25 protein-coding genes and 1 tRNA gene are annotated in these 26,980 nt (G+C 43.6%); 13 read left to right on the top strand and 13 right to left on the bottom strand.

Translation table 11 applies throughout. The features are described from left to right. Window positions 1-193 precede the first annotated feature (193 nt). The 12 genes from ABDV94_RS06985 to ABDV94_RS06930 all read left to right on the top strand — a co-directional run bounded on the left by ABDV94_RS06985 (window position 194) and on the right by ABDV94_RS06930 (window position 9,078). The gene (locus ABDV94_RS06985; RefSeq protein WP_343605951.1) at window positions 194-946 is read left to right on the top strand and encodes a TerC family protein; all 753 of its coding nucleotides are present in this window, start codon (window positions 194-196) and stop codon (window positions 944-946) included. After that, entirely contained in the window at window positions 946-1,518 is a 573-nt protein-coding gene (locus ABDV94_RS06980; RefSeq protein WP_343605949.1) for a hypothetical protein, read from the top strand. The genes ABDV94_RS06985 and ABDV94_RS06980 overlap by 1 nt, the downstream gene beginning before the upstream one ends. 52 nt (window positions 1,519-1,570) lie before the next feature. After that, complete coding sequence (locus tag ABDV94_RS06975) at window positions 1,571-1,840, top strand: DUF493 family protein (protein WP_343605948.1); 270 nt, start codon at window positions 1,571-1,573, stop codon at window positions 1,838-1,840. A 1-nt stretch (window position 1,841) separates the two neighbouring features. Further along, window positions 1,842-2,327 carry a hypothetical protein gene (locus ABDV94_RS06970; protein WP_343605947.1) on the top strand — a complete coding sequence of 162 codons (486 nt, stop codon included), beginning with the start codon at window positions 1,842-1,844 and terminating at the stop codon, window positions 2,325-2,327. An 83-nt stretch (window positions 2,328-2,410) separates the two neighbouring features. Then, window positions 2,411-2,728: a thioredoxin gene (trxA, locus tag ABDV94_RS06965; RefSeq protein ID WP_343605945.1), complete on the top strand. Its 318-nt coding sequence runs from the start codon at window positions 2,411-2,413 to the stop codon at window positions 2,726-2,728. 81 nt (window positions 2,729-2,809) lie between these two features. After that, window positions 2,810-3,490 carry a hypothetical protein gene (locus ABDV94_RS06960; protein ID WP_343605943.1) on the top strand — a complete coding sequence of 227 codons (681 nt, stop codon included), beginning with the start codon at window positions 2,810-2,812 and terminating at the stop codon, window positions 3,488-3,490. Between the two features lie 92 nt (window positions 3,491-3,582). After that, entirely contained in the window at window positions 3,583-4,629 is a 1,047-nt protein-coding gene (lpxD, locus tag ABDV94_RS06955) for a UDP-3-O-(3-hydroxymyristoyl)glucosamine N-acyltransferase (RefSeq protein WP_343605941.1), read from the top strand. Window position 4,630: 1 nt separating this feature from the next. Next, window positions 4,631-6,061 (top strand): bifunctional UDP-3-O-[3-hydroxymyristoyl] N-acetylglucosamine deacetylase/3-hydroxyacyl-ACP dehydratase, encoded by a 1,431-nt coding sequence (locus tag ABDV94_RS06950; protein ID WP_343605940.1) that lies wholly within the window; start codon window positions 4,631-4,633, stop codon window positions 6,059-6,061. Continuing rightward, window positions 6,058-6,834, top strand: a complete 777-nt coding sequence (lpxA, locus tag ABDV94_RS06945) for an acyl-ACP--UDP-N-acetylglucosamine O-acyltransferase (protein ID WP_343605938.1) — start codon at window positions 6,058-6,060, stop codon at window positions 6,832-6,834. Before ABDV94_RS06950 ends, lpxA begins: the two co-directional genes overlap by 4 nt. Before the next feature lie 48 nt (window positions 6,835-6,882). Then, window positions 6,883-7,302 carry an Rrf2 family transcriptional regulator gene (locus ABDV94_RS06940; RefSeq protein ID WP_343605936.1) on the top strand — a complete coding sequence of 140 codons (420 nt, stop codon included), beginning with the start codon at window positions 6,883-6,885 and terminating at the stop codon, window positions 7,300-7,302. 36 nt (window positions 7,303-7,338) lie between these two features. Next, a complete protein-coding gene (gene rlmD, locus ABDV94_RS06935) occupies window positions 7,339-8,772 on the top strand; it encodes a 23S rRNA (uracil(1939)-C(5))-methyltransferase RlmD (protein WP_343605934.1) in 1,434 nt (477 codons plus the stop codon). Then, window positions 8,773-9,078: a hypothetical protein gene (locus ABDV94_RS06930; protein ID WP_343605933.1), complete on the top strand. Its 306-nt coding sequence runs from the start codon at window positions 8,773-8,775 to the stop codon at window positions 9,076-9,078. A 47-nt stretch (window positions 9,079-9,125) separates the two neighbouring features. On the opposite strand, the gene ABDV94_RS06925 is transcribed toward ABDV94_RS06930, so the two are convergent. Genes ABDV94_RS06925 through ABDV94_RS06905 form a run of 5 tightly spaced genes read right to left on the bottom strand, consistent with a single transcriptional unit; the run spans window position 9,126 to window position 14,206 of the window. Beyond that, window positions 9,126-9,881, bottom strand: coding sequence for a DUF1295 domain-containing protein (locus ABDV94_RS06925; protein ID WP_343605931.1), 756 nt, complete (start codon window positions 9,879-9,881; stop codon window positions 9,126-9,128). A gap of 54 nt (window positions 9,882-9,935) precedes the next feature. Beyond that, a complete protein-coding gene (locus ABDV94_RS06920; RefSeq protein ID WP_343605929.1) occupies window positions 9,936-10,907 on the bottom strand; it encodes an NAD-dependent epimerase/dehydratase family protein in 972 nt (323 codons plus the stop codon). After that, a complete protein-coding gene (locus ABDV94_RS06915) occupies window positions 10,907-12,298 on the bottom strand; it encodes a sugar transferase (protein ID WP_343605927.1) in 1,392 nt (463 codons plus the stop codon). Before ABDV94_RS06915 ends, ABDV94_RS06920 begins: the two co-directional genes overlap by 1 nt. Window positions 12,299-12,312: 14 nt before the next feature. Next, window positions 12,313-13,173: a hypothetical protein gene (locus tag ABDV94_RS06910; RefSeq protein WP_343605926.1), complete on the bottom strand. Its 861-nt coding sequence runs from the start codon at window positions 13,171-13,173 to the stop codon at window positions 12,313-12,315. Window positions 13,174-13,207: 34 nt separating this feature from the next. After that, a complete protein-coding gene (locus ABDV94_RS06905; RefSeq protein ID WP_343605925.1) occupies window positions 13,208-14,206 on the bottom strand; it encodes a Gfo/Idh/MocA family oxidoreductase in 999 nt (332 codons plus the stop codon). Between the two features lie 222 nt (window positions 14,207-14,428). Here ABDV94_RS06905 and ABDV94_RS06900 point away from each other — a divergent pair. Next, window positions 14,429-14,504: transfer RNA gene (locus ABDV94_RS06900), tRNA-His, on the top strand. A gap of 64 nt (window positions 14,505-14,568) precedes the next feature. Here ABDV94_RS06900 and ABDV94_RS06895 read toward each other — a convergent pair. The 8 genes from ABDV94_RS06895 to ABDV94_RS06860 form a co-directional block, all read right to left on the bottom strand. Continuing rightward, window positions 14,569-14,910 (bottom strand): hypothetical protein, encoded by a 342-nt coding sequence (locus tag ABDV94_RS06895; RefSeq protein ID WP_343605924.1) that lies wholly within the window; start codon window positions 14,908-14,910, stop codon window positions 14,569-14,571. Window positions 14,911-14,936: 26 nt separating this feature from the next. Beyond that, window positions 14,937-15,362 (bottom strand): hypothetical protein, encoded by a 426-nt coding sequence (locus ABDV94_RS06890; protein WP_343605922.1) that lies wholly within the window; start codon window positions 15,360-15,362, stop codon window positions 14,937-14,939. 75 nt (window positions 15,363-15,437) lie between these two features. Further along, window positions 15,438-16,049, bottom strand: coding sequence for a polymorphic toxin type 47 domain-containing protein (locus ABDV94_RS06885; RefSeq protein ID WP_343605920.1), 612 nt, complete (start codon window positions 16,047-16,049; stop codon window positions 15,438-15,440). Continuing rightward, window positions 16,046-16,276, bottom strand: coding sequence for a hypothetical protein (locus tag ABDV94_RS06880; protein ID WP_343605918.1), 231 nt, complete (start codon window positions 16,274-16,276; stop codon window positions 16,046-16,048). Before ABDV94_RS06880 ends, ABDV94_RS06885 begins: the two co-directional genes overlap by 4 nt. 246 nt (window positions 16,277-16,522) lie before the next feature. Further along, a complete protein-coding gene (locus tag ABDV94_RS06875; RefSeq protein ID WP_343605916.1) occupies window positions 16,523-17,404 on the bottom strand; it encodes an immunity 49 family protein in 882 nt (293 codons plus the stop codon). 9 nt (window positions 17,405-17,413) lie between these two features. Continuing rightward, entirely contained in the window at window positions 17,414-22,021 is a 4,608-nt protein-coding gene (locus tag ABDV94_RS06870) for a DUF4157 domain-containing protein (protein WP_343605914.1), read from the bottom strand. Window positions 22,022-22,030: 9 nt separating this feature from the next. Further along, window positions 22,031-23,461 (bottom strand): contractile injection system tape measure protein, encoded by a 1,431-nt coding sequence (locus ABDV94_RS06865; RefSeq protein ID WP_343605912.1) that lies wholly within the window; start codon window positions 23,459-23,461, stop codon window positions 22,031-22,033. Window positions 23,462-23,484: 23 nt separating this feature from the next. Next, window positions 23,485-26,976: a PKD domain-containing protein gene (locus ABDV94_RS06860; RefSeq protein WP_343605911.1), complete on the bottom strand. Its 3,492-nt coding sequence runs from the start codon at window positions 26,974-26,976 to the stop codon at window positions 23,485-23,487. Window positions 26,977-26,980 lie beyond the last annotated feature (4 nt).

Here is a 26,980-nt window from a genome sequence, read left to right as displayed (position 1 = left end):
TACGAAAAAGACAGTTGGACTCCCTGATTGGTTTGAATGCCACTCTATGAGGCAAGGTTCAATAGTGCTAATGTAAGAAAATCAGGATATTAAAACCAAATTTAAAACGGGCAAAAACTGTTAAAAACGAAAAAAATCACAAATACACTTTTTATAGGGGTTTTGACATTAAATTTGTCCAAAAAAATAAGAAGTGGACTTTAATATTTTAACTACCGGAATTGGAATTTTTTACCTAGTCGTTCTAACCTTGCTGGAGATCGTTTTAGGAATTGACAACATCATTTTTATCTCGATCATCACAGACTCCCTGGTAAAACAGGATCAGCGCAAAGCCCGTATCCTGGGATTGAGCCTGGCCCTCATTATCCGTATTCTGATGTTGAGCATCGTTTCGTACATCATGACATTGGACAAAACGCCGTTGTTTACGGTATACGATGTGAAATTCACGGCCCACTCACTTGTTTTGTTGCTCGGAGGACTCTTCCTGATCTACAAATCAGTTGGAGAAATGCACTCAAGCGTGAAAGGAACGCACGAGAATGCAAAGAGCAAAAAGAAAAACCGTTTGAGCGCGGTGGTTTTCCAGATCGTAATGGTAGACTTTATCTTCAGCTTCGATTCTGTGATTTCCGCAATTGGTATGACCAATGATATTCGTCACGAGACGCATGGCAATCCGTTTATTATCATTGTTTTGGCGGTGATTATTTCCATGATTATCATGTTGATCTTCGCGAAGCCGATCGCAGACTTTATCAATGCACGACCAACAATCAAGATGATTGCACTAGGCTTCCTGGTTACGATCGGGGTACTCCTGATCGCAGAATCATTCGGTCAGCACGTTCCGAAAGGATATGTCTATTTCGCATTGGTTTACGCCCTGTTGGTGGAATTCCTCAATATCCGGATGCGTAAAAATCAAAACGAACACGAATAGTGACTCCGGAGGACCTCTGCTCCCTGCTTCGTATTGAAGATTTATCTGAGGCGGAAGACGCGCTGGAAATGGAATTGTTTGAACTGAAGAAATCCATTTTGCTGAAACCGCTTTTGAGGCAGACGCTCCGTTCGAAGATTCTTCGTTTGGAGAAATTGTCTGAAGCAGCTTTATTCATCGGTTTACCCGGTGAAACTTCCTCCGCTATCTATGAATTTGAGCTGCTGAAAACCGATGAGGTGTTGCCGCTTTGGGAAGCGTACATGAAAGCGAAAAGCAGCTGGAAACGGCTCTTTTCACAGGTTTCTTCTCCGCGGCAGACCATTGAGCTATTGGAGCAGGGATTGCAGATGGAGCTGGCCTTTGCTACGCAGTTTGAAAACCGTGAATGGCTGGAAGAAGATCCGGTGTTTGGAACAGAGCCCGACCCGATGCCGGTTCAAAACGGACTCAAACAAGCTGCCGACCAGGGGTTCAAAACCTTTTCGGAGCTTGAAAAGAATAAAAGCACTCTGTCAAAAGAGTTGTTGCTAGCATTAAAGCGCTTATCTTTGTTGCCGAAATATTTATAGCAGCCAGTCGAACTGCCTGCATCATTGCATAATTGTACAAATAATTAATACCATGAGTGAAGGAACATTTGATAAACTGAAAGAACAGTTGTTGCAGGAAGAGTGGCCAAATGTCTATTTCTTCAAGTTCATCGTTCCCAATACACCTCATCTGCTGGCACAGACAACGGCGCTTTTTGATGAAACGGCTCAAATCCAGTTTCACGAATCCAGCAACGGGAAGTTTGTGAGTGTCAGTGTGAAAGAAATGATGCTGAATGTGGATTCAATTATTGCTGTATACGAAAAAGCTCAGGTAATCCCGGGAATTATTTCCTTATAATATGAAAAAGAAAACGTTAATAGCCCTGATAAGTCTCAGCCTTGGGATGACATTGTTGATCCTGTTCCGGGTAAATTTCGTCAAAGGAGTGCGCTCATGGGAAAGCAAGGTGCTGGGAACACTGATCGTACTGATCGCAATCCGGATGTTGTATATTATGTACAAAGCGATTATCAGACGTTTTTCCAAAGGAAGCCTGAAAAAGGAAGAATATGCCTTGCTTTTTGACCTTGAAAATAAGGAGCAGAGTGGGGAGTTGGAGTTCTACTTCACGATGGAGCAACCGAAGAACGTTGTGTTTTCAATTTTGAATGCGAAAATGGAAACCGTCGAAGTACTTCAGGATAAGGAGTTTGTTTCTGGTGGGCACATTATTCGATTCGATACCAGTGTGTTACAGGATGGCGTGTATTTCTACTGTTTGCAGACAGATAATCAGAAAACCATGAAGAAAATGCATGTTCAGCATGACAAGATGACAGTCTAAATTGTGTTGGCAAGGCTTTTGACAAATAAAAACAAATAGTAACTTTAGACCAAACTAAAGGGTCACATTTAATAGAAACAATTATGGCATTAGAAATCACAGATGCAAACTTTGAAGAAGTTGTATTGAAATCAGACAAACCGGTAATGGTAGACTTTTGGGCAGAATGGTGTGGTCCATGTAGATTGATTGGTCCGATCGTGGAAGAAATGGCTTCAGAATACGATGGTAAAGCTGTTATCGGAAAAGTAAACGTAGATTTGAATCCGGGAGTTTCGGCTCAGTTCGGAATCCGCAATATTCCTACCGTGATCTTCGTGAAAGGTGGCGAAATCGCAGATAAATCAGTTGGTGCTGTTCCGAAAGGACAGTTGACAGCGAAGTTGGATGCATTGATTTAATTTGAATGTAATACTTGAAAAGTCCGTCCTGACTGTAAACGTCCGGGTCGGACTTTTTTTTGAACGATACAATCTGGATAGATGAAGAATTTTTGGAGACGCTTGCGTTACTACGGGTTAGGTTTTGGGATCGGTTTGATTTTCGTTTTTTTCTTTTTCAGAAACCGCGGATGCAGCTGGCTTCCTGAAAATCGTGTGAAAAACACGTTTATGGGGAGAGTGCTGGTGATTTCGGATGAAAACCAGCGGATTTTTGATGAGCACCACTTAACGGATTCTTTGATTGTTTCTTTTTTGAATGACGGATCCGTTTCCTTTGGTTCAAGCAAGAAGCAAGGCAATCCGAAAGTGTATAAAGTCACAAAAGAACTCAACGGAAAAGAGGTGGAATTGTGGTTTTCCATGCCGGAAGGCGCTTTCGTATCGGAAGTTGCCTGGCCGAAAGGATCGATCCAGAAATTTAAAAACACCAGTACCGGTTTGGGGCGTATGATTCATTTCCCGAACGTGGAGAATTTCGTGTTCCTGAAAGACAATTCCGTATTGGATGAGCAGTTGGTGAAACTGAGGGTAAAGAACTGGGAACAGGTGCAGTACCTGATGAAAAAGGGTGGTTTAATCGACTTCTCCAAATCGGATTTGAAGGCCGAACCGTCACCGGAACAATACGTGCTTTTGCCAAGACAGGGCGGCGATACGCTCAAGGCACGTACTGTTTGGTTTAAAGAGCACATCGAATTTTACCGCTTCGAGGAAAAATAGAGGGTGGAAAAGGCGATATACATCACAATAATGTGTTAATAAATCCTAACTTAACAGACACGTAACCTAAAGGTTTTTACTAATTTTGTTCAATGGAATTTTCTGCGCTGCAAATAGCTACTATCTTGAACGGTGAAGTCGTTGGAAATACGGATGTTACTGTTGCGGGATTGGCTAAAATTGAAGAGGGTACAGCGGGCACGCTTTCGTTCTTGTCGAATCCCAAGTATGAAGAATATATTTACACAACAGGTTCAAGTATCTGTATCGTGAATAAAACCTTCGTTCCCTCCAAGCCGCTCCCGGAAACGCTTACCCTGGTGAAAGTGGATGATGCATATGCCTGCTTTGCAAAGTTGCTGGATGTGTACAACCAAATGCGCCAGAAGCAGCCGAAAATCGAAACTCCTTCGTTTATTTCAGAATCTGCAAGCCACGGTGAAGGACTTTACCTGGGAGCTTTTGCATATATCGGTGAAAATGTAACAATCGGGAAGAATGTGAAAATCTATCCGCAGGCGTATATCGGTGACGGTGTAACCATCGGAGACGATTGTACCATTCACGCAGGAGTAAAAATCTACGCAGATACCAAAATCGGAAACCGCTGTGTGCTGCATGCAGGAGTTGTGATCGGAAGCGACGGATTCGGGTTTGCACCGGACGAAAAAGGAGTGTTTTCCAAAGTTCCTCAAATCGGAAACGTAGTACTGGAAGACGATGTGGAAATCGGTTCCAACACAACCATCGATTGTGCTACGATGGGATCAACGATCATTCGCCAGGGAGTGAAGATCGATAACCTGGTTCATTTGGCGCACAACGTGGAGGTCGGACATCATTCGGCGTTGGCGGCACAGGTTGGTGTGGCAGGTTCTGCGAAAATCGGAAAACATGTCATGGTAGGCGGACAAGCTGGAATCAGCGGGCATTTGCATGTAGCTGACGGAACGAAAATCGTTGCTCAGTCCGGAATTCCGAATACCATCAAAAAAGCGGAAGTACTCATGGGGTCACCGGCCATCCCGATGGACGACTACAAGAAATCCTTCGTTGGATTCAGAAGACTTCCAATCATTATCAAGAAATTATCGGAAATAGAAGAAAAAATTAAAACCCTTTCAAAATCTGCAGAATAATATGTCGGAAAAACAATTTACCCTTCAAGAAAAAATCGTATTCAACGGTGTTGGATTGCATACCGGAGAACCAGTTGTGATGGAAATCCATCCGGCGGCTGAGAACCACGGATACAAATTTCAGCGTTTGGATATCGATGGCCAGCCGGTAATTAAAGCAGATGCGGATTTGGTAGTTTCTACAGACCGCGGAACGACATTGGAAGCAAACGGAGCAAAAGTATACACTACGGAGCACGTGTTGGCTGCGTTGTACGGAATGGAAATCGATAATGCATTGATTACATTGACCGGACCTGAAATTCCAATCATGGACGGATCCTCTTTGCCATTTGTGAAAGAGATTCATCGTGTGGGGCGTGTGGAGCAAAACGCAGACCGTTTGTTCCTGGAACTGACTGAAAACATCAAGTGGGAAGACGAAGAGCGCGGAATTGAATTCCTGGCTGTTCCGGATAAAAATTACCGCCTGACAGTAATGGTAGATTACAATTCTCCGGCTTTGGGTACACAGCACGCGCACATGTACCACCTGGGAGAATTTGAGAAAGATATTGCGCCTTGCAGAACGTTCTGTTTCCTGAAAGAATTGGAATTCCTGGCTAAAAATAACCTCATCAAAGGAGGAAGCCTTGACAATGCGATTGTATTGGTGGAACGCAACGATGTAACTGAAGAAGAGTTGGATCGTTTGGCAAAAATGCTCGGAAAAGATAAATTGAAAGTGAACTACGACGGAATCGGAGTATTGAACAGCTTGAAACTGCAGTTCGAGAACGAGCCGGCGCGTCACAAATTGCTGGATATCGTAGGAGATTTGGCATTGGTAGGACGTTTCATCAAAGGACACATTCTGGCGGCGCGCCCGGGGCATTCCGGAAACACGCGTTTTGCGAAAGTGTTGAAAGATGAAATCAAAAAACAAGACAAGAAAGGCCGTGTATTCGATTTGACGAAAGAGCCGGTATACACGATCAACGACATCGAGCGCATGCTGCCTCACAGATATCCGTTCCTGTTGGTGGATAAAGTGATGGCATTGACTGAAAGCACGATCATCGGAGTGAAAAACGTCACAATGAACGAACCGATGTTCCAGGGACACTTTCCGGGTAATCCGGTGTTTCCGGGAGTTTTGCAGATCGAAGCATGTGCACAGTGCGGTGGAATTTTCGCGTTGAGCCAGGTAGAAGACCCGCATTTATATTCTACTTACTTCATGAAAATTGATGGAGTGAAGTTTAAGCAAAAAGTAGTGCCGGGAGATACCCTTGTTTTCGAACTGGAATTGATTTCCCCGATTCGCAGAGGATTGGTACACATGCTGGGAAAAGCATATGTGAACGGTACTCAGGTGTTCGAAGCGGAAATGCTTGCACAGGTGATCAAAGACAGAGTTGAAGCGAAAGATAAAGAGAGAGTAGAAGCATGATTAGTCCGCTAGCACAAATTTCTCCGAGTGCAACACTTGGAGAGGGGGTAGTTATTGATGCATTCAGCACCATTCATGATGATGTGGTGATTGGAGCAGGAACCCGGATTCATTCCAACGTAAATATTTATCCCGGAACGAGAATCGGAGAAAATTGTGAGGTCTATCCGGGAGCAGTGATCGGAGTTGTTCCGCAGGATTTGAAATTCGACGGAGAATACACCACTGTTGAAATCGGTGACAGGACAGTGATCCGCGAGTGTGTAACGATTCACCGCGGCACAAAAGACAAATGGAAAACAACAGTCGGAAGCGATTGCCTGCTGATGACTTACGTACATATTGCGCACGACTGCCAGATTGGAAATCACGTCATCATGGCGAGCTATTCCGGGTTGTCCGGGCATTGCATTGTGGGGGATTACGCAATCCTGGAAGGGCGATGCGGTTCTCAGCAGTTCATCCATATCGGAGCACATTCATTTATCGCGGGAGGATCGCTGATCCGTAAAAATGTACCGCCATACGTGAAGTGTGCCCGCGAGCCACTGACGTATGCAGGAATCAACTCCGTTGGTTTGCGCAGACGCGGTTACACGGATGAACAGGTGCGCGAAATTGAAGACATTTACCGCATTATTTTCGTTCAGAACAACCACGTGACCAAGTCGCTGGATATTGTGAGAGAATCTATTGCGGATTCGGATATCCGAAGAGAAATTTTATCGTTCATCGAAGCTTCCGACAAGGGAGTCATCAAGGGACTGATTTAATGATTTTGATTCGAATTTAATCGTAAATTAGCTTAACAACTATTTTTCATGTTATCAAAGAAGACCAAATACGCATTACACGCTTTGACCTACCTGGCAAAGAAAGATGCCAATGAGCCGACTTTGATTCTTGAAATCGCAGAGAAAAGCCAGATTCCCCGGAAATTCCTGGAGTCCATTTTGCTGGATTTGAAAAAACAGGGAATCCTGAATTCCAAAATGGGAAAGGGCGGAGGTTATTTCCTGCGTCAGAAACCAGCACAGATTCAAATTTCGACAATCATCCGGCTTTTTAATGGCCCGATTGCCTTGCTTCCGTGCGTGAGTCTGAATTATTATCAGCGTTGTGAGGAATGCATCGACGAAAAAGCTTGTGGTTTGAACAAAGTATTCATAGACGTCCGAAACGAAACGCTGCGCATTTTAGAAAATAAATCAATTCAGGATATCGTAGATCAGGAATTGTAACACCGGTTGCGGCAGGTGTAGAATAAATACTCAGAAGTGGTACACAGAAATCAGATTATTGAGGTAAAAATCGACGATTTTGCGTTTGGAGGTCAGGGAATCGCCCGCATGAAATCGGAAGAAGGAGATTTTATTTTGTTTGTTGAAAACACGTTTCCCGGACAGTTTGTAAGAGCTCGTGTCGACAAGAAACGCAAACGTCATGCTGAGTGCAAACTTCTGGAAGTATTGGAGCGTTCTCCGCTTGAGAAATCACTGCCTTTTCAGGAAATTTCCGGTGCGCCATACCTGTTTGTACCAATCGAAATCCAACAGGATTATAAGAAAAAATCTACGCTGGATGTGTACCGCAAAATCGGACGCATTCCGGATCCAACAGCTCTTTTTGACGAGTTTATTTCTTCCCCGGATGCCTTTTTCTACCGGAATAAGATGGAATACAGTTTTTCCTGTATCGAACACGTACCGGAAACGGGAGAAGAAATCGATGATGCTTTTGCCTTAGGATTTAAGCGCAGAGGAACCTGGTGGAAAGTGGAAAACCTGAATAAACCAAGCGGTTTGTTTGACGAACAATGGGAAACCATTCTCCCGGAATTCCGCGATTTATTGAAATCATTCGGACTTCCGGCATGGCATCCACCGAGAAAAGAAGGTTTTTTCAGACACATTGTGGTTCGGAAATCATTCGACCAGGATCAGTTGTTACTGCACATTGTAACAAGTTCAGCAGGAATCAAACAATTTGACAAGGCACAGGTTGTTGCTTTCCTGAAAGAAAAACTGGGGAATCGTTTGGCTGGTGTCTGGCATACGATTAACGACAATATTGCCGACCGCGCTAAAATCGAAAACGGAACGAGTGAATTACTTTTCGGAGATTCCGTAGTGGTTGAAAAAATGCTCGGATTGTCTTTTGAAATCAGTATGGAAAGCTTTTTCCAGACCAACCCGAAAAGTGCGGAGCGTTTGTATACCAAAGCAATCGATTACGTGTGTGATTATGCGAAAGACGGCGGTGTGATCATGGACTTGTTCTGCGGAACGGGAACAATCGGTCAGCTGGTGGCGCAACGTGTTAATGCCGGAGAAATTATCGGTGTGGATATCGTGGAAGAAGCGATTGCCGATGCGAAACGCAATGCCAAGCGCAATCAACTGGAACACCTGCATTTCTTTGCTGCAGACGTGGGTAAATTCCTGTCGCTGCACCCGGAATACCTGAACCGCATCGATACGATTGTACTGGATCCGCCAAGAGCCGGAATTGCGCCGAAAACATTACAGAAAGTGATGGCTTTAGGAGCTTCTCATTTGGTATACATTTCCTGTAATCCTTCCACTCAGGCGCGCGATACTGAAACGCTGGAGCAAGGAGGTTACAAACTTATGAAATTGTCTTTGGTAGACCAATTCCCGCATACCAGCCACATTGAGGCGATTGCGGTGTATGAGAAAGTAGCAGAGTAAATGACTACAGAACAGGAATTATATACCGAAATCGGACAAAAACTAAACGATGCCGAACAAAGTCAAATGTTCGGAAAACCGTGTTTCAAGATCCACGGAAAAGCGTTCATGTGCTTTTATGAAAAAGCGGTAGTGTTTAAGCTGAGCGGGGAGATTCATCAGGAAGCACTCAGTTTGGATGGTACACAACTGTTCGACCCGTCTGGCAAAAGGCCGATGAAGGAATGGGTTCAGGTTCCGTTTGAATACAGTTCTCAATGGGAATTGTTTGCGCGGGAAGCCATGAATTATGTTGCCGGAAAATAGATCTTCCCGGTTTCCTCCTCCCAAGGGGAAGACTTAAATCCTCATTATCAACAAACAAACGGAATCACCGCTTTTCGGTCTTCCGGGTAATCTTCAAACGTTTGCTTGTACCATTTGTGGTTTGCCAATGCGCGCGGGAAGAGGTTACAGAAAGTAAAGAAAGCGAAGCAGAAAGCAGGCAGATTCCAGCATAGAATTGCAAATCCGATCCATTCTACCAGTTCTCCGCCCAGGTTCGGAGCGGAAATGTATTTAAAAGGCCCACCGTAAGGGATTTTGTAGCCGTCTCCCGGGTGCTTTCTCAGGTTAATCAAAACGGTATCTGAATAGATGTTGGTACACATTCCGAAGACGAACAAGGTGGTTCCGGTAATGAACTGCCAGGAAGTGAACCAATCGTTGCTGTAATTGGAGAAATGCGACAGGTAGTACCCGATCAGGAAACCGTTTGCCAGGTTGTGTAACAGCGCCATCCCAACAATGCTCACCGGGATTTGTTTTCCTTTGGTACGCGTTCTGAAAGGATAAATGAAACTGCGGTTGATGTAATGGGCAGTAAATAAACCGACGATTGTCCAGTCTACAGCAGAAAGTTTCTTTGATCCCGTGAACAAAAAGTAATATAAAACACACAATACAAACCCTTCCATGATCATCCATCCGAGTCGGTTGGACATCAGCGGCCCCCACTTGGAATTCGTGAATTTTCCATATGGAGCATCTTTGAACTGAAGTCCTAAAAAAGCAATGATTCCCACACCTATCCAGGCGTAGCAGAAGTAATAGAATGTTTCTTGTGTCATGTGTGTCGTATTAATCGTGGATAATACCGGCAGCCTGCAAAGACACTATCGGTATTATGGGTTATCTCGGTGCCAAGTTAGCAAATCTTTCATAGTTTCGGTTATCGGACGGGCACGATGTCCCAAATGTATCCGAGCTTTCTCCGAACTGATGTGTTTGTTACCGAATTCGAGGATTTCGATGCTTTCTTTGGTGACGGAAGGATCTTGTTTCCGGATTTTGTAATACATTCCGATGACCGGTAGGAATGATTTGACCAGTCCGATCGGGATTTCGAAACAGGGAATGCGTTTACCGGAGACTTTTGCCACCACACGCGATAAGTCTTTCAGTGTGTAATATTTGCCGCCGAGAATGTAGGATTCTCCCAATTCTCCCTGTGTTAATGCATTGCAAACGGTGTTCGCGATATCGCGAACATCGACCCAGTTGTAACCGCCTTTAAAGACAAAAGGAATGCGCCGGCGTGACATGGAAACAAATGCGCTGTTTTGTTTGCATTGGGCAAAATTCGGCGGACCGAAAACAGCCGTCGGGTTCACTACGATGATCGGGAGTCCCTGTTCGAAGTATTTCCGGGCGATGAGTTGTCCGTCGCGCTTGCTTTTATCGTAAGCATAAGCCTCATCGGAAACAAAATTCCGCGTTTCGTTCATCGGCTGATCCATCGGGATATGATCGTATGCGTGAACGGAAGATAAGTGAATGACGCGTTTCAGGTTGCTTTTTGAAGCCACTTTGAGTACGTTTTCGAGTCCGTGAATGTTGATTTGCTGAACAAGCTGATTCTTGTCGCCATTGATGGAAATAATGGCCGCGCAATGAATCAAATAGTCACAGCCTTCCATCAGTTTTACCAGGGAATCTTCGTCCTGTAGTGATCCTTTGATTGTTTCAATCTGTTTGCTTTCCAGGAAATTGCTCTTGGAGTGAACGAGTGCTCTGATGGTATAATTCCGGCTGAGTAATTCTTCGATGATGGCATTTCCGATATGCCCGTTTCCCCCGGTAATGGCAACTTTCATTATTTTCCTTTGGCTTTTACAATGATCAGAACGGTGTGCATGAGGATTTTGATATCCAACGCGATCGAACGGTTTCTCAGGTAAAGCAGGTCAAATTTCATGCGCTGAATCATCTGGTCGACATTTTCGGCATACCCATATTTCACTTGTCCCCAGGAAGTAATTCCCGGTCTTACTTTGGTGAGCTCCAAAAATTGAGGTTCCCTGACTTTGATCTGATCAATGAAGAATTGTCTTTCCGGGCGCGGGCCAACCAGGGACATGTCGCCTTTCAATACGTTGAAGAATTGTAAAAACTCGTCCAGGCGGGCTTTACGCATGAATTTTCCAATCGGGGTGATGCGTGGATCGTTGGTACTGGAAAGTTGCGGCCCTGCTTTTTCAGCCCCCACATACATGGTTCTGAATTTGATGATCTTAAATGGTTTCCCGTTCAAACCGATGCGTTCCTGGAAAAAGAGGATCGGTCCCGGTGAGGAAAGTCTGACTCCGATTGCAAGGAAAATATAAACTGGTATGAGTAATATGATCGCCACGATGGAGAAACAAATATCGAAGGCTCTTTTGGCAACGCGTTGCCAGTAGGGCATCACCTCGGCGTTAACTTCCATGAGAAGTACCCCGAAGATGTTGCTCAGTTTTACAGATCCTGCCAGGATATCATACATATCCGGAAGCACTTTGATGACGATATTTTCCCCGTTGATGCGGGAAATAATGTTCTTCAAACGTTCGTGTTCCGTACTTTCCAATGCAATAATGACTTCTTCGATGCCGTATTTGGAAATGATTTCTTCTAATTGATCCACATGGCCCAAATAGGGAATGTTGTTCTCCAATAGTTTGTCGATACCGTTCAGGTTGACGAATCCCACAAACTGGTTTCCGCCTCCTTTTTCTGCTCCTTCGATTTCCTTGAAGATGGCTACTGCTTTTTCAGAACCACCGATGAGCAGGGTTTTAAACCCGTCTTTCCGGGAGTGAACCCGCGCAACGAGAATACTGGTAATGATTAATCGCGAGAAAAATGTGAATCCGAAGTGAAGGAGTGCAAGCGTTAGCAGCGAACGGTAGTAATTCGTGTAGGTATTGACATCGTCATCAATCAGTAGTACGAAAAACAGGACAATGGAGCCGAAAATAGTAGCAAAGCTGGTCAGTGAGAGAATTTTCAGACGGTAGAGTCTTCTGACATCCTGGTACGTTCCCTGGAAAGTGTAAAACAGCAGCCAGAGCAGGGGGATGGCAAAGATTCCGTAGTAAAATGTTTCGTTGAATGAGAAGAGTTCGTGCTCAATGCTTGTTTTCCGGTAATAGTAAAAGATACCCCAGGAAAGCGAAGCCGTTAAGAAGTCGCTTGCAATAAATAACCATCTAAACAATTTTTGCATTACAACTGATTCTTCTAAAAGTGTACAACTTTGATGTTATCAATGTAAACGTCACTCGAACTCAGTCCTGAATCCAAAAGAACCCGGAAATACGGTCTGAAATAAGTTGCACTTGGAGAATTGGAAACAATGTCTTTGAGGTCGATGTAGATTTTTTTCCATACAGGAGGACTGCTTTGTGCATTCATGGAAATGTTGGGGTTATCCGTTCCGCTTCCGCTGATATAAGCGATAATTCCAGTCAAAATGGAATTGGTATTCTTGTAATTCACTTCCAGGTACACTTCTGCACCACTTTTCGGCAGGTAGAGTACATCTGTAGATAAACCAACCCAAAGCGAGTCGGAGGAATTCGTAGCAATGTGTCCGTAATATCCCCACGGGCCAACAGCACTGTTATTTTCCACGCTCAGATCTGCATTGGAAACAGTTTGATCGGTATTGATTTTTACCGTCGAATTTTCAAAATCTTCTACCCAAAACTCCGTAGCTGCTTCGTACATGGTTGTCGGGTTGATCGTATATGTTTCTCCCGGAACCAATTCCATCTTTTTCTCATAAGCCGTTACGAACGGATAGATCTTTTTGGTTGCGGAAATCCCGTTGTTCCGGATAGTCGGGTAAAGCGTGACTTTGCATGACCCCGATACCAAAACCGGTACTTTACAAGGCAATTCGAATACCCCGATTACGTTTCCGTCGATATACACCCAAACGTCGGTGAAATTGTGGGTTAAAACACCCGGATTAGTACTTGGAGTTGGATTGGCATTTAAGGTCCAGTTGTTGATTTCAAGCCAGATCGGAGCCGGATTGTTTTTTACGCAACCAGATAATCCCAAGGTAAGAAGAACAAAAAAGTATAAATATTTCATAGAAGAGTCTATCCCTGCATAACGCAAATTTACGTTAATTATTGTCGAAAACCGAGAGATGAGCAGATTTCAGTTTATCAATGATCTGATATGCGACATCCAGTGCCCGGTATGCGTCGTCGATAGAAACCACCACCGGTTGATTATGCACGATGGAATTGTAGAAAGAACGGAGTTCTTCCTGGATCGCATTCGATTTGGTAATATCGGGTTTCAGAGCCGAAAGGTTTACCTCATCGTTTAATTCAAAACTAAAGAACCCCGGAGCTTCCTGACCTTTCGGAGTGATCATGATCTGGTCTACCGATTGGTTTAAATAATCGATCGTGAGATAACCCGTCTTTTGGAAAATCCGTGTTTTTCGCATGTTGTTGAGAGACATGCGTGATGCAGTGAGGTTGGCGACACATCCGTTGTCGAACTCAATGCGTACGGAAGTAATATCGGGGGTTTTGCTGACTACGCTCACACCGCTTGCTGAAATTCTCCGGATGGTAGAATTGACACAGCTGAGTACGATGTCGAGATCGTGAATCATCAAGTCGAGAATTACGGAAACATCTGTTCCGCGGGGATTGTATTGCGCCAGGCGGTGAATTTCGAAGAACATAGGTTTCACGATCAGCGGTTCAGCTGCCCTGAAAGCGGGGTTGAAGCGCTCCACATGGCCTACCTGGACAATCACTCCGGCTTCGCGGGATAAATCCAGCAGCGCTTTGGCCTGTTCGGTTGTTTCCGCCAGTGGTTTTTCGATAAACACGTGTTTGCTCGAGCGAATCGCTTTTGCGGCGATATCGAAGTGATAGAGCGTCGGAGCAACGACATCCGCACAGTCACAGGCATCGATGAGTGCCTGCATATCATCCCAGCGGGTGACATTAAATTCCGAAATCGCTTTTTCTGCAGATTCGTCCGACGGATCATAAAACCCTACAAATTCGTAGATGTCGGATAGTTCGAGGATGAGTCGGATGTGAATGCGTCCGAGATGCCCGGCTCCGAATACCCCGATTTTTAGTTTGTGTTCGCTCATACTACAAATGTATTGAATCGGTCAAACAGAAAAGACCGCACAAAAAATGTGTTTTCAACAACAGATGTTTAGTACTCCTGTCTCGCATCGAATCCGCTCATTTTCTAGGATATACAGGGGGATGAAAGTTCTGTTTGAAACAAAAATGAAGTGGTGATGAAAAAAAAGTGATGAAAAGTGTCGGAATATTGGAAAGAATGTCTAATTTTGCGCCCACTTAACGGAGGTTGTAGCTCAGCTGGTTAGAGCGCTGGATTGTGGTTCCAGAGGTCGCGGGTTCGAACCCCGTCTCCCTCCCTGAAAAGAAAAGCCCGGACGATATCGTCCGGGCTTTTTTGATTTTAATCGAATCAAATTAATGTCTATTGATCTATATCATTTTCAATGTTGACAATTTCACATCCGGAGTATTTAATTATTTCCAGTAGTTTGGGGTCATCAAATCCTTTATAATCTTCGGCTAGTTCAATCGCATGATATAATGGAAGAGACATGCCTGAGCCCATTAAATTCGGATTGGCACCATTGTTCAATAATAATTCAACTATTTCAGGACTTACGGTATCAATGGCGCAGATCAACGGACTTATATTGAGCTCTTGATCGATGAAATTCAAATCAAGAGCTTTATTGTTTTTTATAGCATCCCGAACTTTGTCGATACTTTCATCGAAAATGTCATCTAAAAATGTTTGTTTGTTCATAATTTAATAGATTCCATTTCTACTACTTAATTTTTTTCAACTTCGAAATTTTTATTGTCAACTATTTCAATAGTATACCAGTTCACAGCGATAAGGTAATCCACGGTGTTGTTTGTTAAGAAATATTCCAAGGTACTGCATTCCTCAAGAATCTTGCTGAAATTTCTACCATTAAACAATTTGAAAACAACATCTAATTTCTCACGAGTCTGTTCAAAAAAGATAAGTAATGGTTCATCATCTAATTTTTCTGAGAACGTGTATTCATGATCGCTTAGTTTGAGTTTAATGGATCTTTCATTAAGAATAGCTAAATGCCCTTGTCTCCTGGATGGCTCAAATTTTTGAAAACTAGTCTCTATGATGTTAGAGGCTTCCTCACCAGTTAAAATTTCGTACTGTAAACCGAGCATTTCGGCTGCATCTTTTAATTCTTCAAAGTTACTATGCATTTTTATTTCGTTTTATTGCTTTTTTCTCGTCTAATCTTCCTCGCGTTGAAGGTACATCATCTACAAATATATGTCCTACCTTTTTTTATCTTTTCCTTTCAATGAATTTTTATAACCGATATGTGGTTGATGAGGACCGGAACCATACTCAAGAGTTATTTTTTTACCATCTCTAATTTTCTCCGTATTATTCCATTCTGGAATATCCATATTGACATTTTCTCCATTAGGACCTTCCCATTCGACAGGAATTGTTTTACCATGTTTATTTTTGGCCCATTGAGTTTCTTTGAATTTTTCTTTTGGAACTCCGGTTCGTTCAAATGCTTCGTCCAAAGCGTCAAGGTGAGTCGCTCCCTTTCCTCTCCAATCTAAATCTTTGGAAGCATCAAATTCCCAATCATCTTCATTTGCAGTTAATCCTTCCCCTGTTCCTTGTTCATACTTTTTAACCTTATATTCGCTTCCAAACATGATAATTTGAAAAATGCCAGGTCCGACACGGTCAGCATCAAATCCCTTAACTCCTTTGATGGCTTTTAACGGAGCTAATTCGGCTAATAAAGCAGGAATCGGGGTGTCTACTTTATCATTTGCTTCAGTAATCACCCGTGCCATCATCAATGCCTTCGCCTTGCTATCGTGGTTTTTACCTTTGTCTACATCGGCATCAGCATCTTCCTTCATTTTTTGTTTTTTGGAAGCATCCACGTCGTCCTCATACTTCTTGAGATTATCCAGATCTTTGTCTTTGATATGCGGATCGTCTTCCAGGATTTCGGAGGTTTTTCGCCATCGGCAACCTGTTTGTCTTTCGGCGGATCTGCTTTATCGACATTGGTTTTGTGAGGCTCGATGTCCTGCTCCAGTTTTTTGATGTTGGCATCCGAAAGTTCGGGATCTGCCTTTTTCACATCCGGAGTATTTTTGGTTGGATGAAGCTCTGCTTCCGGAGTTTTTGCCGGCGCTTTGGAATCGATATGAGCCGGTTTTTGCTTCTCAGGAAGGTTTTTCGTTGGAGCTTTCGTTTTGTCGCATGTTTGGATATTTGTATCCGTGAGATGTTCTGTGGTTTTATTCCTTTTTACTCAAAAATCGAATAGAATAAAAAAGACTGTCCTTTTGAGACAGTCTTGGTATTGTTATGTTAGTTCAATTTGTTATAAATCTTCAGGAAAAGTGACTTTGGCATCTACTGTTAATTCGCCTTTGATTAGGAATTCCAATAGATAATCTGATTGATATGTTATAGGAAATCCTTTATCATACGCGTAAGCACTTATTCCACATAACCTCATAGCTATTAAGGATTCCATAGCGTTGTATCGGTAACTTCCTTCCATCAGATCAGCTTTAGATTGTTTCCAATAATTATTAAATTGATTTACCGCAAATTCTAATTTTTCATTAAAAGAATCTTTTCTATCATGTAAAATAGTTTCCCACAATAAAAGTTCTGGTAGTATTGTATTTTCAATGAATTCTTTTGATGCTATTTTGGCAGTATTACAATCTTTCAAAACTTTATCCAATAATACTATTGCATTAGGTTCTTCAAAATTCTTTAAAAACTCAATGTAACTATAGAAAAAAGTATCCGCCGCAAAATTCCCCTTTCGGATCTCACTTTCAGGGCAAGAACGTAATAATTTCAATACATTTTTTTCCCTTCCGGCTAATGCATAGATGTATCCATCCAACCAGGAATTAATTCCTACGTAGGATTCATAATCCTCCTTATCTATGTGAACAGAGAGATCGTCAACACTGATTACAACTCTTTCTTTACTTGTTTGAGCCATAAGAAAGAAATTAGCAGTGGCTTGTAAATAAAGATACAAACAACGATAAATTTCTTCGCGATTATCTATTGTCTGAGCTTGCGTGCCTAGTAAATAGATGAGATTTTGGGACTCAGTAGCGATTCTGTTGAGAGAATCAACATCAGATTCTGTTTCAAATTCCTCAATAAACTTCTCGATGACTTCCCTTTCGAATTCGATTTCATCAGGAATATCAATGTCATGGTTATGTCTTTTCATGTATGCAAGTTACTTAAATTCTTTTAAAATGGTATCTGAAATTTTGCCTTTCTTGATAGGGGTATTTGAGTGGAAGTACTTTATTTTTTTCGGACTCGTTTTGAGAAGTTCTTGTGCAATTTTTTTAGTTGCAGGATCTTTACTACTTCTCATCGTTTTTATTAATGCATCCCTATATTGCTTGGTACCTTGCTGTTCTAGAATCCCTTTTACATTTTTAAAGCCTAATTTAGAGGCTCCACCTTTAGCTTCTAAAATTATAAATTCATCTCCATTTTTTAAGACAAGATCAAAGGTTCCTGAACCCTTCCCTGTATAAAGGACTTCTGCATCCGGGAAATGTTTACGAATAGCTCCTATTGCACCCTTTTCTCCGATTAACTCAGAAGCATCACGCATTTGTTTCTGTCCCTTTTTGAAATCAGCCTCGGCTTGAGTACCTTCTTTTGCTTTACTTTTACCGGCTGATAGCTTTTCTCCTTTGTTTCGTTCTCCCATTTGAAAGTCCATATGATCCTGGAGGTCTTGATCCATTGCACTTTTTGGGGTGTTTTCAAACTTGGTATCTTTATATTTTGCATAATTTTTGGGTCTGTCATCCAAATCGGTTATAAAGTCTCCTCGATCTGTTAAAGTTCGTTTGTCTTCATATTGTTTGATTGTATTATCAACTGTTCTCTTTCCTGATGGATTCTTTTTATTGTATTCCCGGAGTTTTTTCGCCATATCCTCATCAATCTCGCCTTTTTCGAGACGTTTCTGAACTTCTTTGTCAAAATCGCGTTGGCGTTTGGTGGTATAACTCGGATCAACAATGTATTCACTTCCATACATCACAATCCGGAACTCTCCCGGAGCATTTCCTTTTTTATAGTCAAAACCTTTCACTCCTTTCATAGCCTTTAATGGAGCCAATTCGGCTAATAGGGCAGGAATTGGTGTGTCCAGTTCATCATTTGCTTCCGCAATTACCCGTGCCATCATCAATGCTTTTGATTTACTGTCGTGGTCTTTTCCTTTTTTTACTTCGGCATCGGCATCATCTTTCATTTTTTGCTTCTGGGATGCATCCACATCGTCTTCGTACTTTTTGAAATTGTCCAGGTCTTTGTCCTTGATGTTCGGGTCGTCTTCCATGATTTTGGACTTCGGTTCTTTTTTACCATTTGCTACCTGCTGGTCTTTTGGTAGTTTGACCTCATCAATTTCCGTCACTTCCGGATCGAGACCCTTTTTCATCTCCTTGATGTTGGCATCCGAAAGTTCGGTATCTGCCTTTTTCACATCCGGAGTATTCTTGGTCGGATGAATTTCTGCTTCCGGAGTTTTTGCAGGCGCTTTGGAATCGATATGAGCCGTTTTTTGCTTCTCAGGAAGGTTTTTCGTTGGAGCTTTCGGGTTATCTGCGTTTTTGAGGACTTTCTTCGGTGCAGCGTCGCTGATTTGATCTGTTTTTCCGGTAATTTTCTTTTTGTCTCCGCCAAATAGGTTGTCTGATTTTTTCTTGGCAAATTTCTTAAATCCGGCATACAAATCCGTCCAGGTTTGTTTTTTGAAGGCCGCACTTACCAGTTTCGGGATTTTTCGGACACCTCCTTTTACAAAGCTTTTTCCGGCTTTAAAGGTTCGGACAGCCACATTCTTCCATTTCCCGATCTTTTCCATATTGATTGGAGCAGGAGGGGATTTGGCACCCACCATGGCCATGACACCGGTAGCAGTGTTGGCAGCATCCTGTTTGAGCTTGTGGTTGCCCTGGAAGATTTGTTCTGCCGTTTTAGCCGTATGTACGTTGTAAATGTTCTTGATTCCGGACATGACACTCAAGGCGGTGGTGATCAAACCGATCCAGAAGGTGACACTGAACATGGTTCCTGTTGCACTGATCAGCCAGGCAGCAACCGGTATCAGCGGCGGGAAGAAGAACGCTGCGACACTTGTCAGCACGGACAGTACTCCCAATAATCCGGTGATGACTCCGGCAATGGTAAGCAGTTTGACTCCCACGCTGGATCCTTTTTGTAAAATCATCCCGACAGGATCTTCGCTAAACCCTTTCCAATCGCTTAAATCCGTCCAGATTCCACCCACAGCATCCGCAATGGTGTTGTAGGTTTCGAGCGGATTGATCATGGCCCATCCGATCTTGGAAACATCGGCCCAGGTAATGTTTTTGAGCCCTTCCCACATGGATTCCAGCGTTTTGGTCATACTGGTCCACAAGAGGCCGGTTTTGGAGATTTTGTCGATATTTTTGGTTGCCTTGTTCAACGGAGACTCCAGTCCCTTGTTGCGCTTGGCATTGTATGTATTAATTTCTTTGGCACGGCGTTGTTCGACCCGTTCGCCGAACTCCAGCTTTTTGGTTTCCACCCAGGCTTCAAAGTTCATATTAAAGGCCTGAAGCTGCATCCCCAAAGCCATCCTGTCCGATTCGCTCAAGGAAGCAACAAAGGCTTCCCGTTCCGCTTCTCCCTTGAGATTGGAATACTTGAACAGCAATGCTTCCGGTCCGTTGGACATTTCTGACTGTGCCTTGAGTTCTTCCTGCATGATCATTTCATCGGCTCCCTCAATGCTCTTCATATCCTTGTAATAGAAATACTGTGCACGGTGCGTTTCGTTTTCCATTTCAAAGGAGGTCTTCATCAGGGACATTCCTTCGGTAGTAAGCTGTTCTTCCTGTTGTTTACTCTTTTGAAATTTGGGTTTCTGGGCTTTGCTTTTGGCCTTGGCATCGTTGTTCCGGCCTTTTTCGGAAGAGATCTTTTGTTTCGACTTTTGAATGTTGGCTTTCGATTCCTTGAGTTCTTTTTCCGTCTTGGCATTCTTGTTTTTGGAAGTGACCGCGTCTGCTTTCAGTTTGGCAGCAGTATCTCCTGTTCCGGAGATTCCTTCTGCCATCGTAGCCGTCCCTGATTCCATTTCTTCGTAATTGGAGCTCAGTTCTCCTGATTCCTTCTCATCGGGATTGGAATTTTCCTTCGACCCTTTGTTGAGGTCGGAGCTTTCTTTTTTCAAATCATTGGCAGTCCCTTTGTTTTTGTTGTATTCGGAAGAATAGGTTCCGACTTCACTGCTTACTTTTTCCTGGCGCTGTTTGGACGTAGCAAGTGCTTTGTCCATAATCTTCGGAATCTGCTTTTCACGGGTAAGGGTGTTTTTCTCTGCAGTTTGAAGTGTTTTGTCCGAACCTGCGATTTTTTGATCGATCTCGCGCATTTTCTTCTCCGCTCTTTCCCGTTCTTCTGCCTGCGTTTTTGCACGTTTAACAGACTCTTTCCCCTGATCACGGAACTGCTGGGCAGTCATGATCAATCCTTCTACATTCACATTGGCTTCTTCGTCAACACCCACGCCTTCTCCTGCTTTATCGGTTGCTTCTTCGACTTTGGCATCTTTTACCGGTGGCGGGTTGTCGTAATCTTCTTTGACGCCTTCAGGTCCGGGATCTTCCCCTTTTTTGTCTTCTTCTCCGGGTTCTTTTTTCTCTTCCTTTTCCTTTTCGTCTTTTTGTTTCGGAGCAGGTGCTTTTTGTTTCTCTTTCTCCTTATCAGGAGCTTCTTCTTTTGTTTTTTCAGAAATCTCTTTTTCAACAGCTTCGTCAAGCGCTTCCGGCTTTTTCTGTCCTTCCGCGTTCTCCGCAGCGTTCTCTTTTCCTTCTCCTGTAACTGTTTTGGAGTCTGCTGCTTTTTTCGCATCGATTTCCTGTTCAGTTTCCTGTTGAACAGGCGCTTTTTCCGCATTTGGATCGGATGCTGTCGTTTTTGCTACTGGTTGCGTTTTGGCCTCGCTGATCGCTTCACCAGCCAGTTTTTCTGCTTTTTGAGTGATTCCCGGAGACTCCTTGGCTTTGTTTTTTGCCGCTGCAACTTCCGAGGAGTTGATTTCTTTTTTCTCTCCGGTTTCCGTGTTTTTCTCTCCTTTGGGTTTGGATGCTCCCTGTTGAATAGTATGGGTAAGCTCATGGGCCAGCAGGTGTTTTCCTTCTTTGGAATTCGGATCGAATTTTCCTTCGTTGAAATAAATATCTCCCTGGTTGGTGAAGGCTTTTGCTCCCAACGATTGGTTCATGTCTGCGGCTTTCGTTCCCGTATGGGTGCGCACGTTATTGAAATCAGCTCCGAAACCGCCTTCCATTTCTGACTTGACATCCATTGGAAGCGGAGCTCCCTGTCCTTTGGACTCGGTGAGTTGGTCGTTGAATGCTGTTTTATTGGCGTTGTCTTCTTCCGATGTCAATGCTTGCGTAGCATTGATTAAATCATCTTCTTTTCGCTGGATTTCAGGTCCTTTGTAGTTGATAGCCCCCATTTGATCTTCGGTGCTCTCAATATCTAGCTGTCCCATCTGATCCGCGCTTTCTTTCCGCTGGATGTATGGTGTGACATTCTGGGCAATGGGTTTTAATTGCACGGCGGAAGGATCTCCGTTTGCGTTAGTTCCGGCAGGAGTGGAGCCGTTTACCACGCGATCGGCAGCCTGGTCAGCTTCCACTTCGTGTTTGTCGCCGGGTTTGTTGACGAATTTTTTCGTCTGTACTCCAAGCGGGTTGCTTCCCCTGCTTCGGAATGGAGTACCGGAGGTTTTATCTGGAGGTTGTACGTTCGTCTTCATGTGTGTTTTTTACCATTCAATAAATAACAGGTCTTTTCGCCAGTCTACTTTTACGATCCCGAGGTTCCAGGGAAGATTGTCGAGTAGGATATCTTGTGCTTTTCTGGCGAAGACCAGACGGGTAGTCTGGAATTCTTCTTCTATAATTTTTGCTTCACGTTGTAAAAACTCGAAGCGGAGCAAATCCGGGGAATCGCTTTTTAGAGCCGCCCAGTGTTCCAGCACAGCAGCGAGTAAATTTTCGCTTTCTTTCTTGATTTCGTCAGAAATAAACCGTTCTTGCTGAATCGGTTCTTCTGATGGAATTCCACAAAGGAATTTTTCGAACTGAAGCTCGTATTCCCAGGCATTTTCGTTTCCTGTAGCTAAAAAGTGCAGCACATGTGCAGCTAATTCCGGATCTGTCAGTTGATTCCCTTCCATTAAACCGATTTCAGTGAAAAATGGTCGTAAGAATGGATGAAGCAGGATCAAACCGGCGTTTTCAACCGGAGTATATTCCTTCACTTCCAATGGCTCACCGTATTTTTCGGGAGTTTCTGCTGTCTTTTCTGTTTCTGCAGGTTTTGTCCTGTTGGTTTGTTTCAACACCGCTTGCAGTTTTTCTTTGACAGCCGATGGAATTGCTTGTCCGGTAATGGCAGTCACAAAGGATGTAATTGTTTCCGGTTCCGGTGTGTTGTTGTGAACCGGTAAAAGAACCAGTTGTTCCATCTTTTCAGCCGGAATTGCTTTGCTTTGATACTGTCGGAAAATCTCCGATAACAGGTTCCACCACTTCTCCCGAATCTCCCTGGATTGGATAAAAGGGATTGTTTGTGGCAGAACGCCTGGCTCTTTTGGAAAATGAAAGGCACGTGCAAACCATTCAATCAATACGAACTCCGGAACTTGAAATACCATGCGCTTCAGAAAGTTTTGTGAAGGGGTAGAAGCAAGCTCGCGTATGAGTGTTTCGGTGTCTGTTTTGGCCAGCTCCAGTAAGTTTGAAGTTTCAGTTAATTGGCTTAAGGTTGCATTATCCGGAATCCACCAGGGCCTGCTGCCGGTTTTCAGGAAATGAAAAATGGATTGCAGCTGCCGTTTTGTGACAGGAATTAGTTGATCTTGTTCTGGTTGATGTGCTGCACTTTCATGCAGTTCAGTAGACAAAAAACCGTTGTCGATTTCTTTTTGAACAGCCTGACAGATCAACCGCTCGATATCGCCATGCGTCAAATCGGTTGTTGAAGCAGTAATTTCGACGGAAAGATGATCAAGCGTGAGCACTTTTCCGTTGAGCTTTTTCTCCAGTTCAGCGAACAAGGTTTCCAATGCCGGAGACAGGCTGCCGGACACAAATCCGGCAGCTTCATCTCTGAGTGCATAACCTTTTGCTTTGGAGTTGGTTTCCACCTCCACGATCAGTTTATGAACAATATGCAGTGATTCTGTACTCATTAGTGGCTTTTTTCAATAAATGATTATTTCGAAGTGATCACATTGAATAGTTCATAGATGTAATTCCATGAAGCTGATCCCTTCTCACGTGATCTCATCAGGATATCAAAGAAGTCACGGTTCTCCAGCGTATCGGAAACAACTCCCAGGTTCTTTAGAGATGGATTTTGATCCGGGCTGATTTGATCCGTCATTTTCTGAATCATGGTGATGATTTCCGGATGCAGGAATGTTGCTTCCTCCTGGCAACGTACGACTGTGAGTCCTGTACGCATCAGGTTGTGGTAGATGTTTATCAACGCATCTGCATAGCCTGCCGGTTTATCAATGGCTGTAGGATCAGAAAGTGCTTCAACAATGTAGTTAAATGTAGAAGTAGTGAAACTTTGGATTCTTGAACCGACATATTCATTGTACGTTCCTGAAAGGAAGCTGGCAGTGTCTCCCGATACATCGGTGTAGAATTTCTCAATATCACTGATAAGTGCAGGATCTATTTCCTTGCCCGGATAAACTTCTGCAAAGGCAGCTCTTTGTTCCGCGATGTAGGTCGTAGCTTCAGTTTCACAAAGTGAAACCGGAGGGATATCGAATTCCAGTTTATGCTCCAGGGTTATCGGGCACATATCTCCTTTTCCGGTCGAAACAGTCACCCTTGCGGTGGTGGTGTTTCCGTCTTTCAGCGGCAAGGTATACGTATGTGTTGTAGACTGTCCGTTTGAACTATATCCGTCTCCGAAATCCCAGAAGTAAGAAAACTGGCTCGGATCAGAACCCGATGGAAGCGTAACGCTAAAGTTGACGGTAGTATTTGTGAGCGGATTAGCCGGAACAACCATTTCTGCTTCTGTTGCTTTATACAGCGTCAGCTGAGCATTTGTTTCGACACCGTTAACCTTGAAGTGAAGCACTTGTCCGAAAGCATCTACCGGCAGTTTGGTCGAATCAACCAGGATTTGGTCTCCTTCTACATAAACTCCTGAAATAGCCGGAACAATCTCAATTGTTCCATCTGCCGGATATTTATAGAAATCAACGGATCCGATTGAATTGGACTTCACACAAAGCATATCGCTCGACAAGCGGAGATCCGCTGCTACAGCAGGCATGATAAACCCGACTGGTCTGCAGTCTGAGCAGCACAGGTAAGGCAGTGTAAAATCAGCTACAACGGTATTTGCAGCAATTCCGTTTACGGCGTTTCGAACATACACCAGGATAAACGTATCTCCCTGGTGTGCCCCTGCAAGGTGCTCCATTCCCGGGTGTTGTTCCTGGAATTTTGCCAGGCTCAATCCAAGAAGGATTTCTTGCTTGCGTCGTTCGATTTCATCGTAGATTACCTTTAGTTTTTCTGCACTGCAGCACACGGCAGTCGTGTCTTGTGCCAGGTTAACGAGCATGGTGGTTACTTCTTTCGAAAGTTTCACAGCTGTTGCCTTTGCAAACGTGTTTCTGGCTGCACCGCACAAATCTGTTGCGGTTGTGTTAATGGATTCAACAACACTTGGAAGAACTCCAGCCAGCGTCAGCGGACGTTTATTCATCAGGACAAATGCGTGCGCAAGAACAGCATTCGGAGCTTTCAATGTGGCATCTACCAGGTCTTTGAAGTCGATACCAAAGTTTAGAGCGTCGATCTTACGGTCTACCTGTACCATGATATCGTTTCCGGAACATCCTCTGAACTGGTCAAAAACCGGTAATACGAGTGCTCCGAGAGAATCATCACCAACGTAAAGATTGTCTTTTACAACGTTTGAAGAGCTTGCTGATGAGCCCTGAACGGTTGTTTTGATCACGTTGGAAGAAACAGGATAGATGTAACTCTGGATATTGTAGTTATTCCCCAGGGTAATGGTACTGAATGCGGAATAATTTTTAGAGACCTTTTCCAGCAAACATTCGTGTTCCTGTGTCCAGGCATCCAGCATCACCTGTAAGTCTTCGAATTGACACTCATAATCTTCGATGTTGATCGTATCACCGGGATTGATCGTAATACCAAGCGCTTTTACATCGAATGCCAAACCATATTGATTTTTCAGGTTATTGATTTGTTGCATCGCATTTTGATAGAGTGCTCCATGAGGTCCTTCGATTCTCAGGAAGTTACGCTTCTCAAGATCATATCTCAACGGAAACTGGATGGGGCCGGAAGGGTCGAGCAGGGAAGTGTGGTAGCTGAGGTTTCGGTTTTGTTTGTTGACCTTGTATTTGTCAAAATTCCACGTATCGATCAGGCGGGAAAAGCTTCCGGCTCCGTAATAGAACGGAATGGCTTTATCCTCCACCAGTGAACGGTAATTCGAAGGTGTGATGCGGATTTCTCCTGCGGTCAGGTTGGTATCGAAAGATTCCAGCATTGAAATGGTGCGGTTAACATACCATTTGAAGCGCTCACACCAGTTTTTCTCATCTTTCAGGATCGGGGATTTGTAGAACCCATGACGGTATTTTTTCAGGTATCGATCCTCCTGGAGCGGAATGAGTCTTCCCAGCATCAGGTGTTTCGGAAATGATTTGATATCCGGATTACATCCGCAAATGCTGTCCAGGAACATTTCTTTGAGCTCGTTGTAACCGTTTACCAGATCCTGTAATAAATCGTAACGGTACTGGAAAAACAGCTGCGGGTAGGTAGCACCGGTTCCGAATAACTGCGTGATTTTATCCGCAATATAAGATGCCTCGGTGTTCATTCCCAATTTGGCCAACATGTTTTTATACCCATTGATGAGTTTCGAAATGTTGTTTTCAGATTGCATTGCGCTCAGGTAGTAGGAACGCAACGTTGCAAAACTTGCTGAGTTGGTAGCATTTACCGTTACACGCGGAAGTGCAACTTCATCCAGGTTCAGGTAAGTGGAAATAAGGTAATTGGCATTAAAAACCGAATCGTTGGACAGAATATACTCAGCATCCGATTGAGAAACCAGCAAGACGCGCAATTTGCGAATGTTTTTAATCCCCTGGTTTTCACAATCAATACCGGTACATGCCGTTGGATCTTCTTCGTAATTCTCCAGGTAGAGCAATACAACCAGGTTTTGAAGATCCGTCCTGGAGTTGATTTTCTGGTCGGTCGGAATAGCGTTGTCAGCCGAAATAGCTTCCCAGAGCGTGATTTGTGTGTCTGATCCGTTGATATTCTTCCAGAAGAACGGTTTGTATTTTGCATTGGTATCATCATAAGCCCGGGTGTGTGTAAACCGAAGTTCTGAGATATCGATATTTTCCAGTGCAGGATCTAAACTGTCTGCTTTGGACAGCTTGATTAAATCGCCGTCGGTGGTGATTCCCGCTCCTTGCGAAATGACTAATTCACCATTTGAATTTTGATTGTAGTTGATATTGAATCCGCAGACGATACCAACTCCGCTTAGAAAAATGCGGGATAGCCGGTCCTGGTCGTCAAAGTAATTCAGGAATTCATTCAACTGGCCCGCTGTTAACACCTGATCCGGTACAAATGTGCGGTAAGTGGGGGTGATTGTGGTCAACTTTGTTTCCATATTT

This window comes from Fluviicola sp., from assembly GCF_039596355.1.
Lineage (GTDB): Bacteria > Bacteroidota > Bacteroidia > Flavobacteriales_D > Crocinitomicaceae > Fluviicola.
Note: the sequence above shows the minus strand (reverse complement) of the source record. Positions and strands in the feature narration are given on the sequence as shown.